At 68.6% G+C, this 23,454-nt stretch carries 19 protein-coding genes; 7 read left to right on the plus strand and 12 right to left on the minus strand.

The features are described 5' to 3' along the window. Positions 1–12 precede the first annotated feature (12 nt). A complete protein-coding gene (locus tag ACFYY7_RS39720; protein ID WP_266729377.1) occupies positions 13–966 on the plus strand; it encodes a bifunctional riboflavin kinase/FAD synthetase in 954 nt (317 codons plus the stop codon). A gap of 91 nt (positions 967–1,057) precedes the next feature. Here ACFYY7_RS39720 and ACFYY7_RS39725 read toward each other — a convergent pair whose 3' ends face one another. The 9 genes from ACFYY7_RS39725 to eccE form a co-directional block, all read right to left on the minus strand. Next, positions 1,058–2,053: an ABC transporter ATP-binding protein gene (locus tag ACFYY7_RS39725; RefSeq protein ID WP_388669516.1), complete on the minus strand. Its 996-nt coding sequence runs from the start codon at positions 2,051–2,053 to the stop codon at positions 1,058–1,060. Next, a complete protein-coding gene (locus tag ACFYY7_RS39730; protein WP_388669519.1) occupies positions 2,050–3,078 on the minus strand; it encodes an ABC transporter ATP-binding protein in 1,029 nt (342 codons plus the stop codon). The genes ACFYY7_RS39725 and ACFYY7_RS39730 overlap by 4 nt, the downstream gene beginning before the upstream one ends. Further along, complete coding sequence (locus ACFYY7_RS39735; protein ID WP_388669522.1) at positions 3,075–4,016, minus strand: ABC transporter permease; 942 nt, start codon at positions 4,014–4,016, stop codon at positions 3,075–3,077. The genes ACFYY7_RS39730 and ACFYY7_RS39735 overlap by 4 nt, the downstream gene beginning before the upstream one ends. Beyond that, positions 4,013–5,095: an ABC transporter permease gene (locus ACFYY7_RS39740; RefSeq protein ID WP_388669525.1), complete on the minus strand. Its 1,083-nt coding sequence runs from the start codon at positions 5,093–5,095 to the stop codon at positions 4,013–4,015. The genes ACFYY7_RS39735 and ACFYY7_RS39740 overlap by 4 nt, the downstream gene beginning before the upstream one ends. Before the next feature lie 90 nt (positions 5,096–5,185). Further along, positions 5,186–7,057, minus strand: a complete 1,872-nt coding sequence (locus ACFYY7_RS39745; protein ID WP_388669528.1) for an ABC transporter substrate-binding protein — start codon at positions 7,055–7,057, stop codon at positions 5,186–5,188. Positions 7,058–7,254: 197 nt separating this feature from the next. After that, positions 7,255–10,050, minus strand: a complete 2,796-nt coding sequence (locus tag ACFYY7_RS39750; RefSeq protein ID WP_388669531.1) for an SCO5717 family growth-regulating ATPase — start codon at positions 10,048–10,050, stop codon at positions 7,255–7,257. A gap of 328 nt (positions 10,051–10,378) precedes the next feature. Next, positions 10,379–10,612: a DUF397 domain-containing protein gene (locus ACFYY7_RS39755; protein WP_266729370.1), complete on the minus strand. Its 234-nt coding sequence runs from the start codon at positions 10,610–10,612 to the stop codon at positions 10,379–10,381. 211 nt (positions 10,613–10,823) lie between these two features. Beyond that, positions 10,824–11,534, minus strand: coding sequence for a hypothetical protein (locus ACFYY7_RS39760; RefSeq protein WP_266729369.1), 711 nt, complete (start codon positions 11,532–11,534; stop codon positions 10,824–10,826). Then, positions 11,531–12,871, minus strand: a complete 1,341-nt coding sequence (eccE, locus tag ACFYY7_RS39765) for a type VII secretion protein EccE (protein WP_388669535.1) — start codon at positions 12,869–12,871, stop codon at positions 11,531–11,533. Before eccE ends, ACFYY7_RS39760 begins: the two co-directional genes overlap by 4 nt. A 182-nt stretch (positions 12,872–13,053) precedes the next feature. Here eccE and eccB point away from each other — a divergent pair, with 182 nt between their 5' ends. The 6 genes from eccB (at position 13,054) to ACFYY7_RS39795 (ending at position 20,218) form a co-directional block, all read left to right on the plus strand. Beyond that, positions 13,054–14,586, plus strand: coding sequence for a type VII secretion protein EccB (gene eccB, locus ACFYY7_RS39770; RefSeq protein WP_388669538.1), 1,533 nt, complete (start codon positions 13,054–13,056; stop codon positions 14,584–14,586). 13 nt (positions 14,587–14,599) lie between these two features. Beyond that, entirely contained in the window at positions 14,600–15,868 is a 1,269-nt protein-coding gene (gene mycP, locus ACFYY7_RS39775) for a type VII secretion-associated serine protease mycosin (protein ID WP_388669541.1), read from the plus strand. Between the two features lie 125 nt (positions 15,869–15,993). Continuing rightward, positions 15,994–16,437 carry a hypothetical protein gene (locus ACFYY7_RS39780; protein ID WP_388669588.1) on the plus strand — a complete coding sequence of 148 codons (444 nt, stop codon included), beginning with the start codon at positions 15,994–15,996 and terminating at the stop codon, positions 16,435–16,437. 1,713 nt (positions 16,438–18,150) lie between these two features. Beyond that, positions 18,151–19,404: a S8 family serine peptidase gene (locus tag ACFYY7_RS39785; protein ID WP_388669544.1), complete on the plus strand. Its 1,254-nt coding sequence runs from the start codon at positions 18,151–18,153 to the stop codon at positions 19,402–19,404. An 87-nt stretch (positions 19,405–19,491) separates the two neighbouring features. Beyond that, positions 19,492–19,851, plus strand: coding sequence for a WXG100 family type VII secretion target (locus tag ACFYY7_RS39790; protein ID WP_388669547.1), 360 nt, complete (start codon positions 19,492–19,494; stop codon positions 19,849–19,851). 64 nt (positions 19,852–19,915) lie between these two features. Continuing rightward, a complete protein-coding gene (locus tag ACFYY7_RS39795; RefSeq protein WP_388669550.1) occupies positions 19,916–20,218 on the plus strand; it encodes a WXG100 family type VII secretion target in 303 nt (100 codons plus the stop codon). 132 nt (positions 20,219–20,350) lie between these two features. On the opposite strand, the gene ACFYY7_RS39800 is transcribed toward ACFYY7_RS39795, so the two are convergent. The 3 genes from ACFYY7_RS39800 to ACFYY7_RS39810 form a co-directional block, all read right to left on the minus strand. Next, positions 20,351–20,815, minus strand: coding sequence for a hypothetical protein (locus tag ACFYY7_RS39800; RefSeq protein WP_388669553.1), 465 nt, complete (start codon positions 20,813–20,815; stop codon positions 20,351–20,353). Positions 20,816–20,971: 156 nt separating this feature from the next. Then, complete coding sequence (locus ACFYY7_RS39805; protein WP_388669556.1) at positions 20,972–22,783, minus strand: alpha/beta hydrolase; 1,812 nt, start codon at positions 22,781–22,783, stop codon at positions 20,972–20,974. Between the two features lie 9 nt (positions 22,784–22,792). Next, complete coding sequence (locus ACFYY7_RS39810) at positions 22,793–23,260, minus strand: hypothetical protein (RefSeq protein ID WP_388669559.1); 468 nt, start codon at positions 23,258–23,260, stop codon at positions 22,793–22,795. Between the last annotated feature and the right edge of the window lie 194 nt (positions 23,261–23,454).

Raw genomic sequence — 23,454 nt, forward strand, 5'->3', positions numbered from 1 at the left:
GGAGCGGTCAGAGTGCAGCGCTGGCGTGGCTTGGAGGACATCCCCCAGGACTGGGGACGCAGCGTCGTCACCATCGGCTCCTACGACGGGGTGCACCGCGGACACCAGCTGATCATCGGCCGGGCCGTGGAGCGCGCCCGCGAGCTGGGCGTACCGTCGGTCGTGGTGACCTTCGACCCGCACCCCAGCGAGGTCGTACGGCCCGGCAGCCATCCGCCGCTGCTCGCCCCGCACCACCGGCGTGCCGAGCTGATGGCGGAGCTGGGGGTGGACGCGGTGCTCATCCTGCCGTTCACCGCCGAGTTCTCGAAGCTGGCGCCGGCCGACTTCATCGTGAAGGTGCTCGTCGACAAGCTGCACGCGCAGTTGGTCATCGAGGGGCCGAACTTCCGCTTCGGCCACCGGGCGGCCGGCAACGTACAGCTGCTCACCGAGTTCGGCGAGACCTACGACTACCGCGTCGAGGTCATCGACCTGTACGTGAGCGGCGAGGCGGGCGGCGGTGAGCCGTTCTCCTCCACCCTCACCCGCCGCTTGGTGGCCGAGGGCGATGTCGCGGGCGCCGCCGAGATCCTGGGCCGCCCGCACCGCGTCGAGGGCATCGTGGTCCGCGGCGCGCAGCGCGGCCGTGAGCTCGGCTTCCCCACGGCCAACGTGGAGACCCTGCCGCACACCGCGATCCCTGCCGACGGCGTCTACGCGGGCTGGCTGAACGTGAACGGCGAGGCGATGCCCGCCGCGATCTCGGTCGGCACGAACCCGCAGTTCGACGCCACGGAGCGCACGGTGGAGGCGTACGCGATCGACCGCGTGGGTCTCGACCTGTACGGGCTCCATGTCTCGGTGGACTTCCTCGCGTACGTGCGAGGGATGCTGAAGTTCGACTCGATCGACGAGCTGCTCGTCGCGATGGCCGGCGATGTGAAGCGGTGCAGCGAGCTGATCTCCGCGTACGAGCGCGGCTGAGCCTTTTCCCGTACGGGACCACGCGGGGCCGGGACCGTCGTCTCCTCGACGGTCCCGGCCCCGCGTCGTGCCCTGATCCAGACGAAAGACCCTACGCCCGTGCCTTCGCGGCCGCGGCAGCCCAGTGGCACGCCACCTGGGTCTCCTCGCCGCCCGCGAGCACCGGCAGGTCCTTCGTACGGCAGGCGTCCGCGACTCCCGCCCGTTCGGCCTCGCCCGAGGCCAGCACCTGGCAGCGGGCGTGGAACCGGCAGCCGGACGGCACCCTGGACGGGTCCGGCGCCTCACCGGTCAGGATCACCGGCTCCGCCCCGGACTCCGGCAGCACCGACAACAGCGCCTGGGTGTAAGGATGCTGAGGAGCCGTCAGGATCTCCTCCACCTTGCCCGTCTCCACGATCCGCCCCAGGTACATCACCGCGACCCGGTCCGCGATGTTCCACGCCAGCCCGAGGTCGTGCGTGACCACCAGAGCGGACAGGCCCAGCTCGTCCCGCAGCCGCAGCAGCAGCGCCAGGATCTCGCCGCGCACCGAGGCGTCCAGCGAGGCCACCGGCTCGTCGGCCACGATCAGTTCCGGCTCCAGCACCAGCGCGCCCGCGATCACGACCCGCTGGCGCTGACCGCCGGACAGCTCGTGCGGATACCGCAGGAAGAATCGTTCCGGCGGACGCAGTCCGGCCCGGGACAGCGCCCCGGCCACCGCCTCCCGCTCGTCCCCGGCGTACCCGTGGATCCGCAGCCCCTCGGCGACGGCGTCGTACACCGTGTGCCTCGGATTGAGCGAACCGCTGGGGTCCTGGAGCACCAGCTGGACCCGCTTGCGGTACGTCTTCAGCGCCCGGCTCGCGTAGTCGAGCGGCTTGCCGGCGAAGGTGACCTGCCCGGACGTCGGCGGGACCAGGCCCAGCAGCGAACGGGCCAGCGTCGTCTTGCCGCAGCCCGACTCGCCGACCAGCGCGACGATCTCGCCGGGCCGGATGTCCAGATCGACGCTGTCCACGGCACGCGCCGGGGCGGCCCCGCGCCGGCCGGGGAAGGTGACGTGCAGCCCCTGAGCGCTGAGCAGGGGAGTGATGGGTGTCATGGTGTGCTCCTTGCTTCCTCGGCGCCCGGCAGGGCCTGGGCCGCGGCCGCCGCCGGCTTCACCAGCACACAGGCGGCCCGCCGCTGTGGCCCCGCGTCCCGCAGCTCCTGGTCCTCGGTCGCGCAGGACTCCAGGGCCGCCGGGCAGCGCGGGTGGAAGGTGCAGCCGCCGGGCAACGCCGAGGGGTCCGGCGGATCGCCGGGCAGCCCGCGGGGCGCGAACCGGGAGGCCGGGTCGCCGATGCGCGGGAACGCGCCGGACAGGGCCTTGCCGTACGGGTGGTGCGCGTTCTCGTAGACCTCGGACGCCGGGCCCTCCTCGACGACCCGGCCCGCGTACATCACCGCGAGCCGGTCGCAGGTGTCCGAGAGCACCGCGAGGTCATGGCTGATCATGATCAGGCCGAGGTCCTGCTCGGACACCAGCTGCTCGATCAGCCGCAGGATCTGGGCCTGGATCATCACATCGAGGGCCGTGGTCGGCTCGTCCGCGATGATCAGCCCCGGGTCGCAGGCGAGCGCCATGGCGATCATCACGCGCTGGCGCTGACCGCCGGAGAGCTCGTGCGGATAGGCGGAGGCACGGGCGGCGGGCAGCCCCACCTGCTCCAGCAGCTCGCCCGCCCGCCTCGCTGCCGCGGCCTGGGTCGCCTTCTTGTGCAGCAGGATCGGTTCTGCGATCTGGTCCCCGATGCGGTGCACCGCGTTGAGCGAGTGCATCGCGCCCTGGAAGACGATCGACGCCCCCGCCCAGCGCACCGCCCGGACCTGGCCCCACTTCATGGCGAGGACGTCCTCGCCGTTCAGCAGGATCCGGCCGGACACCTCCGTACCGGCGGGCAGCAGCCGCAGCAGCGCGAGCGCCAGCGTCGACTTGCCGCAGCCCGACTCACCGGCGATGCCGAGCTTCTGCCCGGCGTCGACGGAGAGGTTCACACCGCGGACGGCCTGTGCCCCGCCGGCGTACGTCACCGTGAGGTCCTGTACGTCGAGAAGCGGTGTCTTCTGGATGCTCGTCGTGCTCAACGGGCCACCCCCAGCTTGGGATTGAGGACGGACTCGATGGCGCGGCCGCACAGCGTGAACGCCAGGGCCACCAGGGCGATGGCGATGCCGGGCGGTGCCAGGTACCACCAGTCGCCCGCGCTGACCGCGCCCGCCTCGCGGGCGTCCTGGAGCATGCCGCCCCAGGAGGTGGTGGTCGGGTCGCTGAGACCGAGGAAGGCCAGGGTGGCCTCGGTGAGGATCGCGCTGGAGATCACCAGCGTGGTCTGCGCCAGCACCAGCGGCATCACGTTCGGCAGCACGTGCCGGACCATGATGTGCCCGTGGCCGCCGCCCAGCGCGCGGGCGCGCTCGATGTACGGGCGGGACTCCACCGCGAGCGTCTGGGCCCGGACCAGCCGGGCCGTGGTCGGCCAGGTCGTGACCCCGATCGCGATGATGACCGTCCACATCGAGCGGTCCATCACCGTGGCGAGCGCGATCGCGAGGACCAGGGTCGGCATCACCAGGAACCAGTCGGTGATCCGCATCAGGACCGTCGAGTACCAGCCGTGGAAGTGGCCCGCGACGATGCCCACGACCGTACCGATGGCGACGCACAGGAACGCCGCGAGCAGGCCGACCGTCAGCGAGACCCTGGTGCCCCACACCAGCAGCGCCAGCACGCTGCGCCCGAACTGGTCGGTGCCGAGGGGGAATTCACCGCTCGGCGACTCCAGCGCGCCACCGGGGGCGCCGGTGACGCTCTGCGAGTCGGCCCCGACGAGCTGCGGCGCGAACACGGCGACGAGCGCGATCAGGACGAGCGCGCCCAGACCCCACAGTCCGCTCCGGTGGCCGCGGTACTCCCGCCAGAAACGGGCGGCGGACCGGCGCTTGCGCGCGCGGGCCAGCGCACGCGGATTCTGCGCGGGCTCCGCCTTCGTGGGCGTGGGCGTGGGCATGGATTCGGTCGTCATCGGCCCACCCGGGGATCGAGCAGCGGATAGAGCACATCGGCAAGGGTGTTCGCCAGGATCACCGCGGTGGCGAAGACGAAGAACAGCCCTTGCACGAGCGGGAGATCGGGCACGCTGAGCGCCTGGTAGAAGAGGCCGCCGAGGCCCGGCCAGGAGAACACCGTCTCGACCAGGATCTGTCCGGCGACCACATGCCCGAGGTTCACGAACATCAGGGTGAAGGTCGGCAGCATCGCGTTCGGCACGGCGTGCTTGCGGCGCACGACGTCGTCCCGCAGCCCCTTCGCGCGGGCGGTCGTCAGATAGTCGCTGCCCATCTCGTCGAGCAGCGAGGAGCGCATCACCAGGAGCGTCTGCGCGTATCCGACGGCGACCAGTGTGACCACCGGCAGGACCAGGTGGTGCGCCACGTCCAGGACGTAGGCGAAGCCGGTCTCATTGCCCGACTCCAGACCGCCCGTCGGGAACATCCCCGGGATCGGGCCGATGCCCACCGAGAAGACGATGATCAGCAGCAGGCCCAGCCAGAACGACGGCACCGAGTAGAGCGTCAGCGCGAACGCGGTGTTGAACCGGTCGCTCATGGAGCCGTTGCGCCAGGCGGTACGGGTGCCGAGCCAGACGCCGAGCGCGGTGTACAGGACGTACGACGTGCCGGTCAGGAGCAGGGTCGCCGGGAGCGCCTCGGTGATCTTGTCGATCACCGGCGCGTGGAACTGGAACGAGGTGCCGAAGTCGCCCGTGAGGGCGTCGCCGACGTAGCTCGTGAACTGCTGCCACATCGGCTGGTCGAGGCCGAACTGTCGCCGCAGCGACTGGAGTTGTTCCGCGGACACGGGCCGGCCACCCGTCATCTGCTTCACCGGGTCGCTGGGAATGAGCCGGAAGAGGAAGAAGCTGGTGACCAGGACCGCGAACAGCGACACCGCTGCTCCCGCGATCTTGGCCGCCACGTATTGGAGATAGGCCTTGGTGTTGCGCGCCCGTGGACCGCGGGCGGCCGACGGGCCGGCCGGAGCCGGGCCGTCGGTGTCCGCGTCCGCGATCTGCACGAGCGCCGGAGTGCTGTCAGCTGTCATGGGGAACTCTCGTTACTCGTGCTGCACGTGGAGGGGCCGGCCGACGATGTGAATGTTCACCGGCCGGTCCCTCTCGACCCGTCCGGGTGACTACTCGCGGTCGTCAGCCGTGTTGCGGCGGCGCTTCGCGATGAACAGCCCACCACCGGCGAGCACCACGACCACCACGATGATGCCGATGACGACGCCGGTGGAGCCCGACCCGCCGGAGCTGTCCGAACTGCCGCCGGATGCGGGAGCCGCCGACCACCAGCTCCAGTAACCGTCCTGGCCGTAGATGTTGCCGGCCGCCTCGGGCATGGTCGTGATCGACTTGATCTGGTCGGTGCGGTACGCCTCGACCGCGTTGGGGTACGCGATGACGCTCATGTACCCGGAGTCGTACAGCCACGACTGCATCTCGTTGACGATGCCGGTCCGCTTGGCCGGGTCGTACTCGGCGAGCTGCTTCTTGTAGAGCTCGTCGTACTGCTTGTCGCAGATGAAGTTGTCGGTGGCGGCGCTGTCCTTCGCCTTGATCGGCAGCGCGGCACAGGTGTGGATGCCGAGGACGAAGTCGGGGTCCGGGTTGACGGACCAGCCGTCGAAGGCGAGGTCGTACTCACCGGCGTACCAGGGCACCGAGACGTCGTCGAGGCAGTCGACCTTCAGGCCGATGCCGAGCTTGCCCCACCACTCCTTGAGGTACTTGCCGATCGCCTTGTCGTTCGGGTCCGTCGCATGGCAGAGGATGCGCAGGTCGAGCGGCTTGCCGTCCTTGCCGACCCGCTGGTCGCCCTTGAGCTTGTAGCCCGCCTCGTCGAGCAGCTTGGCCGCCTTGGCCGGGTCGTACGCCAGGCTCTGCTCGGCGGTCGGCTGCCAGTGGTACGCGGAGAAGCGCGGCGGGATGTAGCCCTGGCCCTCGACCGCGTGGCCCTGGAAGACCTTGTCGATGACGGTCTTGCGGTCGATGGACAGGAAGAGGGCCTGGCGCACCTTCTGGTCGAGAAGGGCCTTGTTGCCGTTGCCGAACTTCTTGCCGTCCTTGGTCTGCGCGCCCGGGTTGGTGGCCAGCGCGAAGAAGCGGCGGCCCGGACCCTCGTTGACCTTGATGTTCTTCTCGCCCTTGAGGGACGCGGCCTGAGCGGGCGTCAGCGCGGGGGAGCCGGCGACGAAGGAGACCTCGCCCTTGCGGAGCGCGGCGACCGCGGCGTCCTGGTCCTTGTACGTCTTGAAGATCAGCTCGTCGAACTTCGGCTTGCCGCGCCAGAAGTCCTTGTTGGCCTTGAGCTTCACATACTGGTCGACCTTGTAGTCGGTGACGACGAACGGGCCGTTGCCGACGATCGGGAACGTCTTGTCGTTGTTGAACTTGGAGAAGTCACCGACCTTCTCCCAGACGTGCTTCGGCACTATCGGCACATCGAGTGCCGCCATGGTGGCCTGCGGCTCCTTGAGCTCGATGACCAGCTGCGTGGGGCTGGGAGCCGTCACCTTCTTGAAGTTCGCGACGAAGTTGCCGTTGGCCTGCGCGGCGGCCTCGTCGGTCATCATCTTGTTGAACGTCCAGGCCGCGTCCTCGGCGGTGGCCTGCTGCCCGTCCGACCACTTGGAGTCGGACCGGATGGTGTACGTCCAGGTCAACTTGTCCGCGGACGGCTCCCACTTGGTGGCGAGGCCGGGGATCGCGTGGTTGTCCTTGGGGTCGTAGTTGGTGAGGAAGTCGTACATGAGCCGGGAGATGCTGGTGCTCATGAGCCGCTGAGCGAGGAACGGGCTCAGCGAGTCGACGCTCTGTGCGACGGCGACGGTCAGTGTCGACTTTCCGCTGTCGGCGGCCTGCGCCTGCTGCGGCGCGGCACCGAGCGGCACACCCGGGACGATGGATCCGGCGGCCAGCGCCAGTGCGGCGGCACCGGAGGCCAGGAGAACACGCAGACGTGAGCGTGGCTGGGCGGAGCGTGGTGGAACTCTTTCGACCATGGTCAGGGACCTCGCGTCATGACTCGCACGGAGAAGGCGGGTTGATCTGTGGTTCGCCAGCTGGTGAAGCGAAGGTTTATCAGCGGGGGTCGAGCTGCGTCAACGGTCATCGAAACCGCGTGTGGTCTGCGGGAATGCAATGAGGGCCCACACCGTGGAGACGGTGCGGGCCCTCATTGGTTTAGACCTCTGATGCCTTACTGCTGAGGCGCTGGCGGCGGCTGCTGCGGCCATCCGGCGGGCGGTACCGGACCCTGCAGCTCCGGCGGAACCGGCTGGCCGGGCTGCCCCTGCTGCCATCCGTTCTGCTGCGGTCCCGGGAGGCCGGGCTGCGGCGGATACGGCTGCGGGGGCTGCTGACCGCCGTACGGCTGCTGTTGCTGCGGGTACCCCTGCGGCTGTGGCTGCTGCGGGTACCCCTGCGGCTGCTGCTGCTGCGGGGCGTACTGCTGCTGGCCGGGCATCGGCGGGGCGTACTGCGGCGGCGGGGTGGAGCCGTTCGAGGTCCAGAGCCCCTGCTGCTGCTGGGCGCGGGCGAAGTCCTCGGCGACCATCGCGGAGAGATTGAAGTACGCCTCGCGGGTCTTGGGCCGCATCATGTCGAGGTCGACCTCGGCACCGGCCGACAGGTGCTCGTCGAACGGTACAACGACCACGCCGCGGCAGCGTGTCTCGAAGTGCTGCACGATGTCATCGACCTTGATCATCTTGCCGGTCTCGCGGACCCCGGAGATGACGGTGATGGAGCGCTGCACCAGCTCCGCGTACCCGTGCGCGGAGAGCCAGTCCAGTGTGGTGGACGCGCTGGACGCACCGTCGACCGACGGCGTCGAGATGATGATCAGCTGGTCGGCGAGGTCCAGCACCCCGCGCATCGCGCTGTAGAGCAGGCCGGTGCCCGAGTCGGTGAGGATGATCGGGTACTGCTTGCCCAGCACGTCGATCGCGCGCCGGTAGTCCTCGTCGTTGAACGTCGTGGAGACCGCCGGGTCCACGTCGTTGGCGATGATCTCCAGTCCGGAGGGCGCCTGCGAGGTGAACCGGCGGATGTCCATGTACGAGTTGAGGTACGGGATCGCCTGGACCAGGTCGCGGATGGTGGCACCGGTCTCGCGGCGCACCCGGCGGCCGAGCGTGCCCGCGTCCGGGTTGGCGTCGATGGCGAGGATCTTGTCCTGCCGCTCGGTGGCCAGGGTCGAGCCGAGGGCGGTGGTCGTCGTGGTCTTGCCGACGCCGCCCTTGAGACTGATGACCGCGATCCGGTAGCAGGACAGCACGGGCGTACGGATCAGCTCCAGCTTGCGCTGCCGCTCGGCCTCCTCCTTCTTGCCGCCCAGCTTGAAGCGGGATGCGCCGGACGGAGTGCGGCTGCTCTTCGCCTTCTGCTTGCCCCGGACCAGCCGGTCGGAGGAGAGCTCCACGGCGGCCGTGTACCCGAGCGGGGCGCCGGGCACGGAACGCTCGCGCTGGTCATGGGTGACCGGGGTCGGCCAGGCGCCCCCGGTGCGGGGGTCCACGGGCTGTCCCTGCTGCGGGTGTCCCTGCTGGGGGTGTTGGGCCTGTTGGGCCTGCTGGGCCTGCTGAGGCTGCTGGTGCTGGGCCTGCTGCTGGGCCTGCTGCTGAGGAGTGATCTGCGCGGGCAGGTGGGGCGCGGGCTGGGCCGGCGGCAGCGGGGCCTGGCTTCCCTGCGGGACCTGCGGCGGCAGGGGTGTGCCCGGCTGCGCGGGCCACTGGGCACCCTGGGCCGGCTGGGCTCCCTGGGGCGCATGGGCTCCCTGGGGCGGCTGGGTTCCCTGGGCCGGCTGGGGCTGGGGCTGGTGCGGTGCCTGCGGCTGCTGTGACGCCTGCGGGAATCCGTAGCCACCGCCCTGGGGCGGGGTCTGCTGGGCCGGGGGAGCGGGCTGCTGCGGGAATCCGTAACCGCCCTGGGGCGGTTGGGGCGCCTGCGGCTGCTGAGCCGCCCCGGCCTGCGGGAATCCGTAGCCGCCGGGCGCCTGGCCGGTCGGGCCCGGAGCCGGCCACTGCTGGGCCGGCTGGGGCGCGGTGGGCTGCGGCGCGGCGGGCTGGAAGGCGGGCGGCAGCGGCGGCAGGGCGCCCTGTGGCGGCGCGGGCGTCCAGGGGCTCGGTGCGACGGGCGCGACGACACCCTGCGGCGCGTCGGCGGGCGGTACGTCCTGGGGGGCCGCGTCAGCGACGGCGGCGTCGGTGAGGGCAGGGGCGGCAGCGGAGCCCTGCGGCCCGTCCGCCGGGGCATCGGCCGAGTCCGCGCCGGGGGCCGGGGCGGCAGCACCATCGGGCTCCTCGGCGGACGCGTCCGAAGTCTGCGCGGGGGCAGAAGCGGAGCCGGTACCGGGCGCTTCATCCGTACCCGTACCGCTGTCACCGGCACCGGTCTGCGCGGTGCCCGGGCCGGTGTCCGAACGGGCGTCCGAGTCCGGCCCCGAGTCGCTCCCGGCGTCGTCCCCGTCCCCGCCCCCGGCCTCGTCCGCCGAGCGCCCCTCGATCTCCGCGATCTGCCGCTTCAGCGAGGCCGGCGAGAACCGCATCGTCGAGCCGCTCTCCACGTCGCCGCTCCCGAACGGGTCCGACACAACGCCAAAATCCCCTGTCCCGCCCGCGGGAGCAGGCGCGGCGTCATCCGCCGAGGACTGGGCGGGAACCGGCGCCGGCATGGGTGCGGCCGGCATGGGCGCGGGTGGTGCGGGCGCGGGCGGTGCGGGAATGGGCGCGGGCGGCGCCGGCGTCCAGTCGGAGTCGAAACCGCCCCCGGGAGCAGGCGCGGGCACGGACAGCGGCGTTCCGCTCGGCGGCGGAGGCGGCGCCAGATGCGTACCGGCACCCCCCGACGAGTCCCCCGGCGCGTTCTGCGTGTACCAGGCGGGCGGGGTGTAGTCGATGGTGAACTCACCCGTCATCTCTGCGGGCTCCGCGTCGGACGACTCGTCGACGGGCTTGTTCCAGCCCCCGCGGATCTCGTCCCGATCGCCGTTCACTTTGCCTCCTGGTGTGGTCGAGCACCCTTGTGCCGTGGTGGGTGGGGGCGACCGTTTCCGTCTGTCCGACCGCCCGGCTCTCCCCCTGGGACACGCATTGCCTGCCCGCAGGTTCCTCTGCCGCGCCCGGACCCACCCTAATCGTCATGGGGCCCGCTCCGGCAGGGCGTACGGCACCGCAAGAACTGTCCCGTGCATCACGTACTCGCCCCGGGAGACCGAATACGGCGGAGCGCACAGATCGAAGCCGTTGATTCGCGACATATCCGGACGAGGTGAAGAGGGGCCGCGCCCTCACGAGGCAGCCACCCCCTCACCCGGCCCGTGCCTACGTGAGGTCGAACTCACCGTCCCGTGCACCCAGTACGAAGGCACGCCACTCGGCCTCCGTGTACCGCAGCACGGTCTCCGGGTCCAACGACGAGCGCATGGCGACCGCACCGCCCGGCAGATGCGCGATCTCGACCCGTTCCTCCACGTTCTCGGTCCCCGGTGCGCTCAGCCACGTCACGTCCGAGATGTCGAGAGCGTAGAGCTCTTCCTTTTCCTGCTGGGTGCCCATGTCGGCGTCCCTTCGATCGAGCGGTGTCGTTCCCCCGCCATCCTTCCGGAAGCGGCAGGTCCAGGGTCGCGAACAGAAGAGTTCAGCCCATCCGGTCAGTCCAGCCCGGTCCCCGGTCGGTCCCAGGTCAGTCCAGTTCCGGCCAGTCCAGTTCCCGGTCGGTTCCCGGCCAGTCCAGTTCCGGCCAGTCCGGTTCCCGGTCGGTCCCAGGTCAGTCCATCCGGCGAGCGGTGCCGAGCAGCCCGGTCTCTATGTCCGTCGCACTCGTCATGACCCAGTGGCGCTCGCCGCCCGCCACCCAGAGCGTGACACCGTCCGCCAGGGTGGGCAGGGCCTCGCTCTCGGCGCGGGCGAGCCCCAGGATCCGGCCGATCTGGTCCGCCTCGGCGGGCGAGACCCGCTGGACACCCACGAGCGTCGACGACCGCATCAACCGGGGCGCCACCGGGCTCAGATAGGGCAGCAGCGTCAGCACCGACTGCCAAGGTGAGGACACCACCCGGCCACGGGGCGGGCGCATCCCGCAGTCCCGCACCACCACCACCGGGCTGCCCACGGTCGCTCCGGTCGGCGGAACCCGGCCCACGTCATGGAGGGAGACGCATTCGAGACCGGCACCCGCAGCCTGCGCCAGGGTCGTCCACGCCTGGGTACGCCCGGTCTCCACCGCCACCCGTGCCCCGGTGGCCGCCGCACGCAGCGCCAGCACCTGCGCCGTCCACAGGCCGCCGATCAGCAGGACGTCATACGGTGCCGGGCGGTGGAACCCGATCATCTGCGGGTGCCCCTCGGCATCGGTGCCGATGATCACGCCGTCGTCCCCGACCGGCAACGACAGCGCGCCCAGGTGCTCCGCGGCCAGCGTGTGCCCCGCGTGGCGCGGACCGCGCAGTCCCCGCCTCGGCTCGGTGCGATTCGTCACTGTGCGCCTCCCAGCGGGAGCGTCGCCAGCACGCCCGGCAACTGCTCGCGGTCCAGCCGCACCAGACCGACCTTGGCGTGCCGTGCGGCTTGCTCCAATGTCCTTCGTACTCCGACCAGTTCCGTATCGGACCCGCCCGTGATCCGCACATGACCGGACACCGAGACCTCGCCCTGGCGCGAACGGCGTCGCACCGTCAGGCTGAAGGTCGTCGCATACGCGGGAACCGAGGTCAGCAGCGAGACGAGGCGGGGAAGAGGGGTCGCCCCCCGGCCCAACTCGGGCCAGCGGTCCACCGCATAGGCGGTGTGCCAACGGTCGTCGCACCGCCAGACCCTCGTCGTCTCCGTCGTCCGCCGCTGCGCCGCGGCATCCGGGCGTCCGGCGCGGGCCGAGAGCATGGGATTTGCACAAGCGGATGTGGCCACGGCGGAGTTCAGCTCCTCCTGGTCCAGCACCACGGCCCGGAACCCGGCCCCGGTGATCCGGCTCGCCACATGGTCCGCGACCCGGACCAGACAACGCTGAGCCCCGCCGATGCCGCCCCCGCGCGCCTCGACCGCCTCGCGGCACAGTTCCGGATCCAGCTTCACGGCCACCCAGGTCATCCGCAGCGCGGGCGCCCCGATCTGCTCCTGGAGCGGGGCGTAGGACAGCCGTGCCGCCGACTGCTGCGGCAGGTGCTGGGCCGGCGCGGGACGTACCTGCTGCACGAGCTGCGCGGACTCCAGCACGATGTCGTCCACCGACAGGGCATCGCCCAGCAGGGACAACGGGAGCGCCCGCGCACCGCGCGCCTGGCGCAGCGATTCACCGCTGGCCTCGACCCGTACGACAGCCGTCAGGAACGTACCGTCCCCGACCATGCCCACTGTGCGGCGGTCCCGGTCGACGTAGATGTACGGAGCGAAACCCGGCACGCTCTCCGCCACCGGCGCCAGCTGTGGCTCCGCATCCGCGTCGGACGCCACGGCCGTCCGCCGGCGGTCGCGGAGCGCGAGAGCCGTCGACAGCCAGTCCTGTACCGCCCGGCCCCGGCGACGTACCACCGCGAGCAGTACCAGCAGGCAGGCGACCGAGACCCCGGGCACCAGCCAGGCGCCGCCGAGTGCGAAGCCCACCGCGGCGACCGCCAGGGCCGCCTCGACGAGCACCATCTGCCGCAGCACGGTGGCGGGACGGCCGGTCCGCGAGATCGACCGCAGAGTCGTCGCCGCGGGTGCGCCCACAGGCGCCGCGGGTGCTGCTGCGGCAGGCTCGTTGCCACGTTGCCGTCGGGAAGGGCCGGACGCTCGATGGGTAGACCGCCCCGTGCGTTCGCGCGTCGCTGCACCCATCGCCGCGTTGCCCCCTTGTATCCGTTTGTACAGTTTTTTCACGGGTGTTGACCGGGCGATCACCCTACCTGAGCAGTGAGGGCCGAGTACCAACAGGCATAGCTGGAAGCCCAGTCGGCGTTCGAGGCCCACGGTGCGTATGGGAACCTGGTTGCTCACTGGGGAAAAGGGGCAGCGGACAGATGGCATCACGGCGGGACGAACTCAACGCCTACACCTTCGCGAAGCGGAGGTTGATCGCACAGTTCCTGCAACCCAACCCGAGCGGTTCGGAGGAGGGCGCGCCGCGTCCCCTGCGCGCGGTGGTGCCCGGCACGATCGTCGGCGTCGTCATCATCGCGGCGTTCGGAGCCTGGGGGATGTTCAAACCCGTGGCACCCCAGAAGTGGGACACCCCCTACGAGAACGTCATCATCGCCAGCAAATCCACCACCCGGTACGTGGTGTTGAAGACCGATGGAAAGACGCAGCTCCACCCGGTGCTGAACATGGCCTCCGCCAAGCTCCTGCTCGACCCGGACAAGGGCACGGTCATCAACGTCGACGAATCGGTCCTCGACAACGGCAAGATCCCGCATGGCGCCACGCTCGGCATCCCGTACGCCCCCGACCGGCTGCCGGACAAGGACGAAGCCGGTTCGAAGAAGCGGTGGGCCGTCTGCGAGCAGCCCGGCGAGGGCGGCAGGGCCATCCAGAAGGCGGCGTTCGTCTTCGCGGAGCGAGACCAGAAGAAGACCGAGGGCGCGGACCGGCTGCACGGCGGTGAGCTGATGTACGTCGAGGGTCCGGGACCGGACAGGACCCGCTACATCGTGGACGCCACGGGCAAGGCGTACAAGGTCAAGAAGGACGAACTGTTGCTGCGCGCCCTGCTCGATGAGCGCCGCACCCCCCAGCGGGTCTCCGCCGCATGGCTGGCCACCCTGCACACCGGGGACGCGATCGACTTCCCGACCCTCCCAGGGACGCCCGGCGCCGACGCGGGCATCCAGGGGGAGCTGCCGCCCGAGGCGAACCAGGTGGGCATGATCCTTGCGGCGACGTCCGGCACCAGGACCCAGAAGTACGTGGTCCTGCCCGGCCGGGTCGCCCCCGTGTCGGACTTCGTCGCGAAGCTCCTGCTCAGCAGCCGGGACCTGGTCAAGCTCGGCCAGGACGGCAAGGAGAGGTCCGTCAGCGCGGCAGCGTTCGTGCCCGGCGAGGCGTTCGGGCAGAACATGGACTGGCCCAAGAGCGAGCCGAAGCCCGTCAACTCCGCGAACACCGCGCCCGGCAGCCGCAACACCGTGTGCAACGTCCTGCGCGGTGTCGACACGAAGAACGGTGCCACCACGCTCAGCACGTGGGCGGGCACCGGCTTCCCCGCAACGCTGCCCACCGGCTCCAGCAGCGCCTACGTCACCCCCGGATCCGGCCAGCTCTTCCGGCAGTTCAAGGGATCCAGCGCCGACTCCGGCCCCCTCTTCCTGGTCACCGACACCGGTCTGCGCTACGCCATGCAGTCCAACGGCGACGGCGAGCAGGACGACTCCGGCATCGGTGAATCAGGCACGAAGGAGGAGCGGGCGCAGCGGCAGCAGGAGGCGCAACAGGCGCAGAACCGGCTCGGATACAAGGACGTCGTGCCCGCTCCCGTCCCGGCCGCCTGGTCCTCGTTCCTGCCCACGGGACCGCGTCTGTCGACCGGCGCGGCCCGCCAGCCGCAGGGTTCCTGAGGGGCGTATCCACATGACGACGCACACCTCTCCGTACCGGCGTCCGCTGACCGTCGCAGCCGCCACCGCCGTCCTCTTCGTCACGCTGCCGGTACTGCCCGCGGCGGCGGAGGACTCCACCCAGTGCACCTTCGGCTCGAAGATGTACGCGGGCCGCCCCTGGTCGTTGCAGCGCGTCCTGATGGACGAGCTGTGGAAGCAGTCCACCGGCAAGGGCGTACGCGTGGCCGTCATCGACACGGGCGTGGACATCAAGAACCCCCAGCTCAAGGGGGCCGTGGACACCAGGAGCGGCCGCAATTTCCTGGACAAGGACATCAAGGACGAGAACGGCAACAAGATCGAGCGAGGCAAGGAGGACGGCACCACCGACACGGTCGGCCATGGCACCAAGGTCGCCGGAATCATCGCTGCACGAGAAGTGAAGGGCACCGGCTTCACCGGCCTGGCCCCGGACGCGACGATCATCCCGCTCCAGCAGAACGACGCCGAGGGCCACGGAACGGCCAAAACGCTCGCCGACGCGATCACCTACGCAGCCGACGTCGCCCACGCGGACGTCATCAACATCTCCCAGGACACGGCCAACGCCGTGGAGCCCGCGAGCGTCCTGAAACAGGCGGTGGACGCCGCCCTGGCCAAGGAGATCGTGATCGTGGCCTCCGCCGGCAACGACGGGCTCGGCGGCAACGTCAAGAAAACCTACCCGGCCTCGTACCCAGGTGTCCTGGCGGTGGCTGCGTCGGACCGCAACAATGAGCGGGCGGCCTTCTCCCAGTCCGGCGACTTCGTCGGCGTGGCCGCCCCCGGCGTGGACATGATCTCGACGGTCCCCGGCGGCGGACACTGCACCGACAACGGCACCAGCTTCTCGGCCCCGTACGTCGCGGGAGTCGCCGCCCTCATCAAGGCCAAGCACCAGGACTGGACGCAGGAACAGATCGTCGCCCAGATCGAGCAGACGGCGGAACGCTCCGTGGCGGGCCACGACCACCTGGTGGGCTGGGGCGTCGTCGACCCGGTGCGCGCCCTGACGGAGGACGACAAGCCCATCGAGCACCCGGTGGCGCACGAAGGCGTGAGCAAGGGCGAAGCGCCGACACCGGCCCAACTCCACCTGGGCGAAACGGCGGACGAACGCAACGCACGCCTGGCGACCTACGTGGTGGTGGGCGGGGCGGTGCTGGTCGCCGCGATAGCGGGCGTCGCCGTGGCCGTACGCGATGCCCGACGGAGATCCACGGGCCGGTCGACCGGGAATCGTTCTGCCGAAGTTACGTGATGGATAAGAAGGTTGGCCCTGTCGTAGGCAGTGGCTAGGGTTTGTGCAATGAGGTCGGACAGGTTCACGCGGATGCGATAGCAACGCGCGGCAGTCCGAGCAAACGGGGAAACGGGGAGGGCAGGATCGTGGCCGGTCCAGGCGACCTCCGGCGCGGTGTTGGCGCGCTGGAGAAGTTCAGAGGGCGTGTCAACACGCTGCTCGCCGAGCTCGAGGGTTCGGCGGCCGGCAAGTCGAAGATCGCGGAGCAGACGGTGTCACGCGCTGCTCTGAGCGGCCAGAACGCGTGCTTCGCGGAGGCGGACGGGCTGTACACGCAGTACAACCGCGTCCACGAGGCGCTCGTCTCGCTCTCCAAGTCGCTCGGCGACCAGATCGAGTACTTGAGCCTGGGCGTGCACGCGGCAGCCGTCGGCTTCGACAACGTGGACGACGACGTGCGGCGCCGGTTCTACGAGATCCAGGCGCGCCTGGACAAGGAACAGGAGAAGGCGCAGGGGGAGAAGACCGACAGGCCTGCGCCCCAGAATGCCGACAACCAGAGTGACTCGGGGTGGGCAGCAGAATGAGTGATTCGAAGAAGCCGCAACTGACTGCCAAGGAACAGCAGGCACAGGACCAGCAGCGCGTCCAGAACCAGTTGATCGCCACTGACGTCAACCGGCAGGTCCAGGAAGTCATGGACTTGTTCCCTTTCGGAGGTTCGGGCAACTCGGGACGGACTTCGTTCGAGGGCTTCGACCTCAACGCGATGATCGACCTGATCGAGCACTCCAATCCGGAGCATCTCGAACACGCGGGTAAGGCGCTCACGGAGGCAAAGAGAGCCATCATCAAGGCCGCGGACGAGCTGGGCGACTTCATCAAAGCCGTTGATTGGGAGGGCGAGTCCGGAACCGCCTTCCGTGACTGGGGCAATGGCCTGGTAGCCCACGCCCGGAAGCTGGGCGACTTCGCGGAGACCGCCGGAATCCAGATCACGGTAGCGGGCACCGGCCTCGCCTCGGTGCGCAAGTCCCTGCCGCCGCGCGACAACCGCCTGGACCCAAAACCCGTCGAGAAGATCGAGGCCCCGAAGCGGGTCGAGGGCAACCCGGAGTACGCCGCGGCGCTGAAGGTCGAGAAGGACCGCCAGGAGGCCATCAACCAGGCGAACAGGCTGGCTTCGTACTACGCGGTGTCGGAGGAGACGCTGGCGGCGGAGGCACCGCCACGGTTCGAGAAGAAGCTTGATATTGCGATGCCGCGGCCGCATGGTCTCAGGGTGGATGATGCACCCGGCGTCTCTGCCGCAGGCTCCGAGGCAATGGGCAACAGCACTCCACCAAACCACTCAGGGCGCGCTGCCACGGCTGATACAGGCACCCCAGGCGTCACTAGCAATCGTGCTGCAATCGAGTCACTCGACACTGCAACCGCGCCGGACACAAGCACTTCGACGGAGATCGACAGTGTGAAGGCGCCACCGGCCCCTGTGACCCTTCCCGACACGTCCCCCGCGCCGCCGACTGCAAATCCTACGGGCCCGAGTACAGGTCCGAATCCGCCTATGGCGAATGAGTTTGTGAACCCTGTGGCAGGTGGCTCGCGGCGTTACGCGCCATCAACCGGGCTTCCCAGAGCAATTGGGCAGCCCGGAAAGAGTGGCCCCACGAGCAGTGGACCTACGATGACTGGGCGCCCTGGATCTCCGGTTGGACGTCCGGCTCCCATTGGCGGTGGCCCGGGCTCAGGCACGCCTGGACGCCCTGGTGGAGGCGGGAGCCAGCCACCCGCTGCCGGCCGATCTCCTGTGACTGGTGGCAGGCCCATGGCAGGTAGTCCGGCAAATACCTCCAAGTCGCCTGGCCCCCTTACCAGGCGCGCCAGGGCCATCGTAGGCGGGACCCCGCAGCGCACCGTTCCGGGCACAGACTCGTCTGGAGGGACTCGTGGCGTTCCGCGCGGAACGCCTATCGGCACCGGACAGCGCGGAGTGATCGGAGCCGGTGGAACGAACGCTGCGACTCGACCTGGCGGGCGCGGGACTCCCAGCTCGAAGGGCATCGTGGGTACGCCTCGCGGTACTGCCGGATCCGGCTCGGGTTCGAGGGGCTTCACGGCTGGAGGCGCGGGCCTTGTACGTGGTCCCGGAGGGCGGCAGGACTCCGACGACGAGGATCAGGACGGCGGCGCCCCGCGCCCGGACTACCTGTCTGAAGACAGAGAGACGTGGGAGGCCGGACGGCGTGGAGCCGCACCTCCGGTGATCGAGTAGGTACAGGGAAGGTTCGGAAGTCAGGATGACAGCAGGAATGAGCCAGACCCGGAAGCGCCGCATGCCTGCCGGAGTGCGTGGGCGTCTGCTTGGCACGATGGCCGTAGTCGCTGCCTGGAGTGCTGGATTTGGAGGGGTTTCCCCCTCTGCGGTGGCCGCGGACGTGCAATCGAAGCAGTGGTACCTCGGCGCCATGCAGGCAGAGGAGATGTGGAAGGTCACCACGGGCGAAGGCATCAAGGTTGCTGTTATCGACTCTGGTGTCAACCCATCGACGCCATCCCTCAAAGGCCAGGTCCTGAAGGGGTTTGACGCCACAGGGGCCGACGGCGATGAGTACGACGACTATCGCGGACATGGCACAACCATGGCTGAGTTGATTGCCGGAACGGGCAAGGGTGGGGGCCTGCGAGGCCTTGCCCCGGGGGCGAAGATCATCCCGATGCGGATCACCGATACAGAGTTTCAGAATCAGCATTCAGTGAATGCGCATGACTTCGAGGACGCTATCCGAGCTGCGGCTGACAGTGATGCAAAGATCATCAGCATGTCAGCTGGCAGTGAGTTTCCGACGCAAAAAGAACGAGACGCTGTCCAGTACGCACAAGACAAGGGGAAGCTGTTCTTTGCGTCGGTCGGCAATGGGGCGCAGAGCGGAAACAAAGAGGAGTATCCGGCGGCATATCCGCAAGTCGTTGGCGTGGCCGCAGCAGATCGCAACGGCAAGGTTGGCCAGTTCTCTCAGTACGGTCAGGTTACCGACATCGCCGCTCCTGGCAGTGACGTTCCGCACTGGTGCGATGAAACCTTCCGGAGGTATTGCGATGGAAATGGCACCAGTCAAGCAACCGCCATCGCATCCGCCTCCGCGGCCTTGGTGTGGTCTGCCCACCCCGACTGGACCGCGAACCAGGTTCTCAACGTCCTCTTCGACACAGCAGGCCGTGACTGGGAAAAGGGCACGCTCAGCAAGTACCTCGGGCATGGCCTGATCCGCCCTTCCATGAACATCCTCAAGGGCAAGGGAAACCCCGGCGCCCCGGACATAAGCCCCCTCACCAAGGAAAAGACGTCCGGTTCCTCTGCCTCCCCAGCCGCCTCCGCACCAGGTTCGTCACAGCCTCAGAAGAAGGAAACGGCTGACGACGCCGTCGTGGCAGGCTCCAGCAAGGAGAAGGATGACGGAACTCCGCTCGGCCTGATCATTGGCGGAGCGGCAGCGGTCGTCGTGCTCGGCGGCGGAGCCTTCGCGCTCGTCCGTAAGCGCCGCACCGCCTGATTGTCTGACTGACCGTACGTTCTTCACCCGTACCCACCGGCAAGCAATGCCGGGCCGAACAAGAGCACCAGGAAGGAAGCCGAGATCATGGCTGATCAGAAGCTCTCAGATGCCGCACTCCTCAAGCTGGAGGGTGAGCTCTCCACGCGATTCGACTCAGTGAAGGGCCAGCTGAAGACGCTCCAGGGGACGATCGACAGCCTGGAAGGCCACTGGAAGGGCATCGGCGCCGGCGCCTTCAACAAGAAGCAGGAAGAGGTCAACCAGAAGATGGTCAGCATTGCCCATCGGCTGCTCAACTTTCAGGAAGCCATCAAGGCGGCGCGCACCATTAAGGGCAACACCGAGGACGAGATCAGGCAGGCTCTCCAGGGCGTCGACGTCGTCGGCGGTTACTCGGGTGACGCCGGCGCAGAGGCCAGGACCTCTAACCTCAACAACTTCTGACCTCGACGCGCACGTTCCACGTACGAGGCATTCATACCAAACCTAGATAACACGGGAGGACCGCATGTCGGGCAACAACGACGGCACGATGGTTGTCACTTACGCGAGCCTGGACCTCGCAGCCGGCGCCATCGACCGGCAGAGCAAGCAGCTCCAGGAGGACCTTGCGGCCATCAAGCGGATGATCGCCAATGTGTCCGAGCTCTGGGTGGGCGAGGCCAAGAGCGCCTACGACACCGCTCAGAAGGGCTGGGACAATGACGCCACGGCGATTCACAATGCCCTGAGCGAGATCTCGCGCAAGGTGCGCGAAGCCGGTACGTCGTACCAGGCCGGCGACAAGCGGGCGAGGGCCAACTTCGAGTAGAACTCGGCAGAGCACAGCTCAGGGTGGGCACGCACGGGAGGTGCCCACCCTGAGCTGTGTCCCGTGCACACCGAGCCGAGCTGATCAAAGTCCGGCCGCAACCCGACCTGATCAGCTCGACCGCTGTCAGGCTCAGAACCGCTGGATCTCTTCGCCGTCCGGCACCTGGTAGCAGCCGGAGACGACCATCAGGCTGAGGCTCGGTGGGTCGGTCTTGGCCATTTCGACGATCTTGACGCTGTGCTTCTTCGCGTCGTTGTCGGCCGTGAGGTTGATGTTCTTGTTCTTACTGGTGTCCGGGCCGTAATCCACGACCTTCCACCCGTGCTTGGGCAGTTCCTTCTTGAGCCGCTCCATCAGGCCATCGAGCTGGTCTGCCGATGCCGGAGTGAAGCTCCACGGGTGAAAGATCTGGAAGTACTTCTCGCGGTCCTTGCCCGCGCATTCCGTGACGCCCGCCCCGGTCTTGGACGTCTTTCCCTTGATGCCGATCAGGTCGTAGATCTCGCTGGAGACCTTCTTTGCCTCATCAGCGGCCTTCTCAGAGGTGCTGGTGCCCGCGGACGGGATGCCGTGGGAGTCATCGGTGTCAGTCATGCTGCATCCAGTGAGGGTCGCGAGGGCGAGGGACAGGAGGAGCGCCGGGGCGCTCAGTCTGGTCTTCATGTTGAGGGGCCTTGATGCGTCGGAACGGTGTCGGGCCGGTCATGTCGTCGGGGGCTTCGAGGGGCGGTGCCCGCAGGCACGACACCTCTACTTCACATGCGCCCAGTAGTTCGGCGGTGGCTTCAACATCACGCTGTCGCTGTTGCCTGCCACGACCTGTCCCTGATTCCACAGGCTGTCGGTCCCCTCTTTCCAGTAGTCGCTGTGGCCCTCGGTGTCCGTGGTCATCTGGTTGGCGCCGAAGCGTTCGTCGCTGGGGATGGTCCAGGGGCCGTCCCAGTCGGTTCCACCGTGTCCGTAACGGCCGATGTCCGGAACGGGGTCCCCGTCGGCCTCCTGGTTCCAGACGTGCCCCGAGGGCACGTCCAGCTGCTCGGCCTTGGGTACCTGAACACCAGGGCTGCCCGCGAGGACCACGTCGTCAGCGTTCAGGTCACCCTGCCGGGCCGCGGAACCGATGAGGGTCGTTCCGTACGAGTGGCCGATCGCGGTGCGGTGCGGGTCCGAATCGCCGGTGTGCGACGCGTCGAGCCCGTCCATGAACTGGTTGAAGGCCGGCGCGCCGTCATTCGCGTAGTGACTGAACGGCGAGTCCTTGACGATGTCCTGCGGGGCGTCGTACCCGAGCCAGGTGATTGTGGAGACCGAATCGTTGCCGGGCGCGGCGTCAGCCACGCGCCACACGTTCACCATCCGTCCGATGTCACCGCTGATGCCGCCCAGGTTCGACGTCGTGCCCGGCACATAGACCGCCTGGTGATCGGCCGTGTCCGGATTCCCGTTGGCGACGATCGCTCGGCCATTTCCTTCCGGGCTGAACCCGAGCAAGTATGCCTCGGGCAGGCCTTCCTCACCGGTCTGGGCGAAACGGTCCTGGATGCTCTGCATCCCCTTGAGGGACTTGTTGAGCTGCTCGTACCGATCGCCGTACTTGTTGTGCCAGGCCATCCACTCGTCGGTGTGCACCCTGGACGGAATCGGACCGGCCTTGATCCACGTCCATTCGTCGGCCGGCGGCTTCGGGATGGAATCCAGTTCCAGTTGGAGCTCGCCCTGCTTCTCCGAGAGGACGACGCGATTCGCCTCGTCCCGAACCGTTGAAGGCAGCCCGTCGAGCGCTCCCACGGTGTCGGGGCGGAGGGAGAGCCACGCTGCCCGCTCCTCCGGGCTGAGCCCGTTCCACCACGATGCGTTGTCCTTCGGACTGCCGTCCTTCGGGGGCTCCGGCAGGGAGTCGAGATAGCTCTTGCCCGCTTCGCGGACTCCACCCATGTCCGACTGCGCGTCGGCCCAGTCCCGCTTGGAGACCTTCAGGTCGTCGTCGGCCTTCAGCGCGTGCAGCTTCGGTGCCCACCTCTCGTCGGCATCCGTGGCTTCCTTCAACGCGTCGGCGATCCGGTTCGCATAGGCCATCGCCCTGCCGTAGTTCGGATTCGGGTGCATGTTCGCCGCCTGGCGCTCCAAGGCGTCGGACGTCGGGCTGCCCCCGGCGCTCCCGATCACCGTGCCGCCGTCGGCGGTCTTCTCGGCGCCGGGTTTCTTGCCTGCCGGGTAGGTGACCGAACCGTTCGCGTTCACCGTGCAGTGGTCCGCGCGGGCGTCCTCGATCGCCGCCTCCAGCCTCTGCTTGGCCACCGCCATATCGAAGGCGAAACCATTGAGCGCGGTGCCTACCAGACCGCATTCGGTCTGCGCGTAGTGGAAGTTCTTCGACAGTTCGCGGAGCTCTCGAGAAGCTGCGTCCGCCGCTTCGCCCTCGAGCTGGTTGCGGATCCCAGCGCAGATCTGGTTGTCGATCGTGTCCTTGGCCGCACTGGCCATGTCACCGGTCGCCCGATAGGCCTCCGCGGCGCCCTCGTACTCCGATGGCTTGAAGGCCTTCAGTGTCGCAAGATCCATGATCGCGAATCACTTCTCTCTCGTGTGGCCGCCGACGGCCGCGGTGTCCTGGTACTTCAGCTGCAACTTGTCCAGCTCTTCCCTGACCGTCTGGTCGGACTTCGAAAGATCGTGCCCCGCACCCTCTAAAAGCCCACCTAACCCGTCGCAACGACTGCTCACATCGCCGACATACTTTCGCCAGGATTCGTACAGATCCTTCTGTGCGGCCGCACTCCGGCACCCGCCGGTGTCACTCAGCCCTGCCTGTCCCTGGCTCAGTTTCGCCAACGCCTTGCCGACGCCGTCCACCAGGCCTTTTACGTCCTCGCCGGCCTTTACCCATGCCTTCTTGTTCGATTTCAGATTTCCCGAGGCCGAGGCCGAGCCCGGCGCAGGGCCGCCACCTTGATCAGCCGGATACTGATTCAGCTGCATCTGCGCGGAACCACGCGCCGCCGCATCGGATTTGAGGTGCTCCCACTCGTCCCACGTCATCGGTGAAACCTTCCCCGTTGCTCCGTTCTCGGGCCGTCCGGGACGGTCCGTCATGGTCTCTGGTTCCGAGGGGCGAAATCAATGGCCGGGAATCGCTGTATCCCGCCGCGGTGACGCCGCCGAACCTATGCAGGGCGCTCTTTTTGTCGAACCCCACAGCCCCACTTCGGTAACTGACAGGAGAAAACCGTCGC

The organism is Streptomyces sp. NPDC001933 (genome assembly GCF_042890955.1).
Taxonomy (GTDB): Bacteria; Actinomycetota; Actinomycetes; order Streptomycetales; family Streptomycetaceae; genus Streptomyces.